3 protein-coding genes are annotated in these 6,870 nt (G+C 61.0%); all 3 read left to right on the top strand.

What is annotated here, in order from left to right; translation table 11 throughout:
- The coding region (locus tag VMA74_RS11070) for a hypothetical protein (protein ID WP_325366891.1) at positions 1-1,091 on the top strand (1,091 nt) is incomplete at its 5' end.
- A 261-nt stretch (positions 1,092-1,352) separates the two neighbouring features.
- Positions 1,353-2,708 carry a hypothetical protein gene (locus VMA74_RS11065; RefSeq protein ID WP_325366889.1) on the top strand — a complete coding sequence of 452 codons (1,356 nt, stop codon included), beginning with the start codon at positions 1,353-1,355 and terminating at the stop codon, positions 2,706-2,708.
- A partial coding sequence (locus VMA74_RS11060; RefSeq protein ID WP_325366887.1) for a hypothetical protein occupies positions 2,708-6,870 on the top strand: 4,163 nt, incomplete at its 3' end. The genes VMA74_RS11065 and VMA74_RS11060, both read left to right, overlap by 1 nt.

Below are 6,870 nucleotides of genomic sequence, written 5' to 3'. Positions count from 1 at the left end.
TCGTCTACGCCGCCTATTCGACGTGGTCGGGAATCGCTCAACAGGCCTTTGCCACAGCGCAGCTACTGGCCAGCCAGTTGGCGAATATTCCAATCACCACGGTCAACTTCAACGCGAACTTCGACCCGCAAATCGCGCTGCCTGGTTTTCCGAATATCCAAGCACCGCCCACCCCGGATGGCCTGGCGTTCAATGCCCCGGCCATCCCCGCTGCACCTCCCATCTATACGATTCCGATCCTGCCAGCACCACAGTTCGTGTCCGATCTTCTCAACACGATGCAAAGCGCGGTGCAGACGCTGCTGGGTGGCAACCCGTTGCCGCCCGACGTGGCGCGGCAGCTGCGTGATCGTGCCTATACCGAGGCGAATACCGAAGAGGTGCGTGCCGTTGACCAGGCGTACGACGAATACGCGTCGCGCGGGTTCTTCATGCCATCAGGCATCTTGAACAAACAGGTTAGCCGCGCACGGGCCGATGCGCGCATGCGGCGGCAGGCGACGAACCGCGACATCTACATCCAGGAGCAGATGGTGGCGATCGAGAACCTTCGCTTTGCGGTGACGTCGGGTATCCAACTCGAAGGTACGCAAGTCGAGGTGTTCAAGACGGAAGCGGACGTGCAGGTTGAGATCCAGCGTTTGCAGATCGATCAGAACCGCATGGTGCTGGACGAATGGCGCGCACAGGTAGAGCTGTACAACACCCAACTGCAAGCGGAAACAACGCGGATCGATGTGCTCCTCCGCGAGTTTCAATCACAGGTGGATCTATACAAAGCAAGTGCCCAGGTAGCCACCGCTGCCGGTGCATACGACGAACGCCGCTTCCAGCTCAATCTGTCGCAGGAACAGGCCATCGTCGATACCGAGATGAAGCGTGCTGATCAGCAGTTCCAGCAACTGCAGTACGTCACCAACATCATGCTGGAGATCAAGAAGACGCTGGCGCAAGTGGCGAGTTCGCTGGCCTCGGCCGCGATGAGTGCGGTCAACATCGGCGCAAGCATGTCCTCGCAGACGTCCGAAGGGATCGATTACAGCTTGCGCATGGACTACTACGGTCAACTGGATTCCACTTCGTCATCGTAAGGGGACACGCATATGGCAAATACCTTGGCAGGTATCGATCAGGGCATGGTGGACGATGAGTCCAAGAACACCGCGCCAAATGTGCCCAGCGCGCTTCCCGTCCTGAAATGGGGCGCCGCAAACGGATATGCGCCCGCGTCGGCGCCGACGACTCCCACGAAGCCCGCAGCGAATCCCGGTGACAACACCTGGTTTCGGCTCGGCCCCATCCGCGTGACCAAAGGATTCCCTCAGGGCACGGCGCCCGCGCCAGGATCCGCGATGGCACTTGCCGATGCCGGCGTTCCTCATCCCGACTTGTCGAACGTCACCGGCAGCGTCGTGACGCCGTCGACGCAGACCGCCCAGCGAGAAGCAGCCACGCTGCAGCGTGCATCGCTGAGTTTGCCGAGCCTGCCATCCATTACGCCAACAGCGGCCGCACCGGGCACCGGCGTTGTGGGCGGCTGGGGCGGCGATGGCTTCTCGGCGCTCGACTTTGGCAACGGATCGCCCAATGCCAACACGCTGAATCCTGCGCAGGTCGCCGCCGCGGCGCCCCAAGCCAAAGCCTATCTCTCGCGTCTGGCGAGCGCGCCGGTCGATCCGACCTCCGTAACGAATCCTGCCGCGGTCGTGCGCGCGCCGCAGGCATCGCTAGCCAATGTCCAGGGTGCCGCGCAGACCACGCTGGGACCGCGGCCATCGCTGGTCGATCAGGGGGTGACGCTTCCCGGCGGACGCCGCCTCAATTACGGCGCCATGGTCAACGGCGTGCCGACATTCAGCGATGGCGGTTCAGGCGTTCCACGCACGATGACAAACAACGACATCCAGAACCTTGGCTCGCGCCTGAGCACCTATGACCACAACTCCGGGCCGCTGACCAGCGATGTGCTCGGTTACACGCCATCGACTGATCAGCGCGTCGCCACGCTGGTGCGCAACATGCAGGATGCCGGTACCGGTTTCACGCCGAGTGCATCGGATTACGCGCGCGCGAATGCGGCCGATGTCGCCAGTGGCGACTGGCGCAGCGCCGCGGGAACTGTCGCGCATAACCTCGGTGTCGATGCCCAGTCGGGTAGTGGCGCAAATCGGAGAGCTGCCTTGCAGCGGCTGGGTCAATACACCAGCGCGATGAATCAGGCGGATACGCTCGATCAGGACGCGGCGGCGAAATCCGCACAGCTCAGCCAGCAGGGGCAGCAGGCGCTGCAGCAGGAGAACCTGCGTGGGCAATACGGGCTCCAGGAAGCCATGATGCCGGGCAAGCTGGCGCAGCTTTACCGGGAACGCCATCCGCTTACCCTGTCGGACGGCTCGATCGCCACCATGGATCCGATCACTGGCCAGATAACGATGTCGACGCTGCCGAACGGACAGCCGGCCAAGGCGTTCCAGCCGAAGGACGATGCGGCGACAAAACGCGCTGACCAGGTCACGGACGATCTCAACAAGGCGGCGCTGGAATTCGGCAAGAACTTCATGCCCACGAAAGACAAGCCAGCGCCGACGGCGTCCGACTACACGGCGTGGCGCACGCAGGCCGCCAAGACCATGGGGCTTCCGACGGCCACGAATCCCAAAACCGGGCAGAGCCTCGTTAACATCAATGGGCAGTGGGTGGCGCTCTAATGGCCAACAATCTCCAGCCGCCAGCCGGCTTCGTGCTCGATGACAACAGCGGCAGCAACGGCAACGCGTCGCCAACGCTCCGCTCACCTAGCGCACCACCACTAGGGTTTGTGATGGATGGGGCCCAGCCCGCGGCCACACCGCAAGCCCAGCTGAAGCCACCCTCAGGCATCGGCGGCTGGATTCGGTCCCAGCTGCAAGGCACCGGCCAGCAGGATTATGGCCAGGGCCTGGGATACCTGGTGGACAACCCCGTGACGCGCGGTCTTGGTGGTGCGGCCAATAGCATCGCTGCTGGCGCCGCCGAACTCGCGCAGCGTGGCGTCGGCGTTGTCAGCCCGACGGGTGAAGCGTGGTTGAAGCGCAATGTCACCACGCCGCTGGCGCAGCGCCAGGCGCAATTCGAAGCGCCGCAAAGTGCCGGCCTTGGCGCGAATGTCACGCAAGCGCTATCGGGCCTCGGCGCGCAGATATCGGCCGCCGTGTTGAGTGGCGGCGAGGCGCCAGAAATAGAAGCGGCCGCTGCCGCGCCAGGCATTTTGTCAAAGGTGGCGCCATACCTCACACGTCCCGCGCTACAGGGCGCGGCCGCGCTGGGCCTCACGCAAGCGGGTAGCGAAGCCGCGCAGCAAGAAGCTGCTGGGCAGCAACCCGAATCGACGGCGGCATTGCTGGGCAAAGGCGTGTTCGATACCGCTGCCAACCTGGTGCCGATGGGTGGCCGCGGCAGCGTGCTGAAGCGAGCGCTGACTGGCGCGCTCGCGGGCGAAGGTGTCAATGAGGCGCAGAACCTGGTGAATGGGCAGCCGCTTGGCACCGGCGCGCTACTCTCGGCCGGGCTTGGCGCTGGGCTTGGCCTCGTTCCGCACGCGCATGTTCCCTATCCGGAAGCGCAGCCGGGCTCGATGAGTGACGCTGCGAATACGATTGCTGCGTCGAATGCACGCACGGCCGTGCTGCAGCGGCCCTCGTTGAATGATGCGGCAGCCAACTCAGCGCCCGAGGCGAGCGCAGGGCCCCAGGGGCCGGCTGCGCCATCCGCGCCGGGGACTTCAGCAACCGACCGTATCCAGCCGGCAACACCATCATGGGTCAATCCCGATACTGGCGAGATCACCGCACCATCGAAAGATCAGCTCGCTGCTGCTCTCGCCAATCACCTCGTCAATCAATACGCCGCAACCAACGATATTCGCTTCAACACGAAGGCAATCGCCGATGCGTGGAACGTTCCAGAGGACGATGTAAAGAGCGTTCGAACGCAGGCGCAGAAAATGGCGAGCGCCAGCATACAAGCTGCAAAACGCAACGCTACACCTGCCGATCCATCGGATAACGCCCAGACACAACCAACGGACAATGGCCCAAATTTGGGCGCGGCTGAAATCAAGGATGAGGATGGGAACACGATATACGACCCCACTGAAGCACGTGCGGCTGCTGATGCCTACGCCGCTTCATTGGGTTTGAAGCCGGTTGAAGGAGCCACCCCAGGTTCAGTAAATCGTGCCGATCATCAGTGGCTTCCGGCAGATGATAAACACGATGTCGTCTATTCAGGAGCCACCACCCTGAAAGACAAGCCCAAGGACGGCACATCGATCAAGGGTATTGCATTCGATCCTGACTATCCAAAGAGCCTGCAGATTGGCGAACACAACGTTGATACCCACTGGAGTACTGCTCAGCACGAGATTTTCGAATCTTGGCTGATGCATCACTACGGGCAGGACTATGTTCCTGCCCATAACGCTGCCACGGATTATGAAAACGATCGCATTGCAAAGCGATATCCGGGTATCGATCCACAAGCAGTGCAAAATGGGTTGAAACCATTCATCGATAAGATTCGCGCGAAGAGGGGGCAGAATCAGCCTCCTGGATTGGATGCGAAGCCATACAACGATGAGGGTGAACAATCGCTGGTGAATCCAGATCGATCGCCAAACGTTGAGCCAGTTGATAAGGCTGCAGCTGCGCCAACGCAAAGTTCCACTCAGGAGGATGACCATGCCGCAGAAGTACGAAGCGATCAAGCAAGCGTTCCTGAAACGCCACCTGCCGCAGCAACAAGCGGAGCAGCAGGCGGCGAAGATCTTCAACGCCCAGCGCAAGCCGAACCAAGCGCCGGTGACCAGGTACAGCGACAAGAAGAAGTAGCTGCCAAGGAACCCAAGCCTGAGACCCCGCCCACTGGCGGGGTTTCTGTTTCTAAAGAAGGCTCTACCGAGTCGAAGGTAATCGGCTTCAAGACATCCAAAGGAAGCAAATACTCGGTGCATGAAGATGGCACTACAAGTCGAGACAAGGCCTATCGACCAGAGCACGGCGTGAAAGAGCAGGGCCCACAACCACGCTCACAAGCAACGTTCTACGTTGATCGTGATGGGTTGAATGCACTTGGAGAGGTCCAGGCGCAGGGCGGCCCGGCTATGCGCATTGCAAAGCTCAAGGACGGCCGATACGGCGTGCAATATATGGAAGGCAAGGACGCTGGAAAGTTTGAGCGCCGCACGGTCGTAGGCGTGAAGAGCGAGCCTGAGAAGGGGCTATACCCAGTCGAGCTATGGAAGGACGGCTCACGCGTGCATTTTGGAAACGAGATTACGGATGTTCAGCGTGCGTCGCTGCAAGGTAGCAAGTCGGCGACGCATGTCGTACCGAAGCCAGACACGGCAGCCGAAGATGCACGCAGCGTTCGCGTAAAGACACCAGAAGGCGAGGTGAACGGGCAAACGCACGTCGATCAGTTGGTCGCCAAGGGCTACAACAAAGTGCGCAGCGTGCGTGCGAACGATCGCCTTGTGCACAGCCTGGTGAATGACGCCGGCGAGGGACATCGGCTAAAAGCCAAGCAGCTTCGCTACGCCGAAGAGGCGACGACGCGGGCCGAGAAGCCGAGCGCGGCGGAAAGTAAAACCACGTCAAGCGTTGCGCATCAGGAGCGATCGCCATATGCGGCTGGTAACAAAGTCGTTGATGACGATGGTAAGCCGCTGACCGTGTATCACGGTACTAACGAGATGTTTTCTGGCCCTTTCGACCAATCTCGGTCTCGAGATGCAGGGGTATGGTTCACGCCGCACAAACCCGCTACGGAAATGTACGGAAAGAACGTTATTCCCGCTCATGTGCGCCTCGAAAATCCGTACGAAGCAAAAGTTGGCGAGAGTCGGCAACGCGCTATAGAAAAGGCTGGTTACGACGGTCACGATGGTGTGATCGTTCGGGATGACAAAGGCAAAATCCAGACTCTCTCCGTCTTCGACTCTGACAATATTCATCGCCTTGATGAGGCAGGTAGCCATCAACCTGATGTGCGTACCATCGGCGACAAGGTTGAAGATGCTGCGCGTGAAGCCGCCCTGTCACCCCACAACGATCTCCCAGAACCCACGCCTGCCCAGAAGGAAGCTGGCAATTACCAGAAGGGCCACGTCTCGCTGCACGGCCTGGACATCAGCATCGAGAATCCCCGCGGGTCAACCCGCAGCGGGCTGCGCGAAGATGGCTCGACCTGGTCACACGAGATGTCCGACCACTACGGCTACATCAAGCGCACGGAGGGCGCCGACGGCGAGCACGTCGACGTGTACATCGGGCCGAAGCCTGAGAGCAAGAAGGTATACGTGGTCGACCAGCTCGATCAGAAGACGCGCGGCTTCGATGAACACAAGGCGATGTTGGGCTTTACGTCGAAGAAGGATGCGATCGCTGCGTACAAGTCGAACTTCGACAAGGGCTGGAAGGTTGGGCCAGTGCATGCCATGGACATGGACGAGTTCAAGGATTGGTTGAAGAACGGCGACACCTCGCGGCCGGCCGCCGAGCGCAGCCAGGAAGGTTCTGCACTCTTCCGCAAGCAGGGGGAAGCCACCGAGGTCACCGACGCGCAGCGCGATCACGAGGATCGCATCACCGACACCGTTGGCGAATTGACGAAGGACTGGAAGGGTAACGACCTGCCTGGCGTGCACGTGGTGGCGACCGCTGACCAGTTGCCTGCGCGCTTCCGGGCCGATGCCGGCTACAAGACGGCGAAGGGCGCTTACGACGGCAAAGGCATCTGGATCGTTGCCGATCGCCACCCCGATACCGATGCTGGCCGTGCTGACTTGGCCAAGACGCTGGCACACGAAGCCATCGGCCATTACGGCATGGA

It is taken from the genome of Dyella sp. (assembly GCF_035508675.1).
GTDB lineage: Bacteria > Pseudomonadota > Gammaproteobacteria > Xanthomonadales > Rhodanobacteraceae > Dyella_B.
This window is presented reverse-complemented; position numbering and strand designations above follow the sequence as displayed.

Bases quoted from the DNA above. Each gene is read 5' to 3' on its own strand.
- VMA74_RS11065 (WP_325366889.1), top strand. From the start codon at position 1,353: ATGGCACTTGCCGATGCCGGCGTTCCTCATCCCGACTTGTCGAACGTC.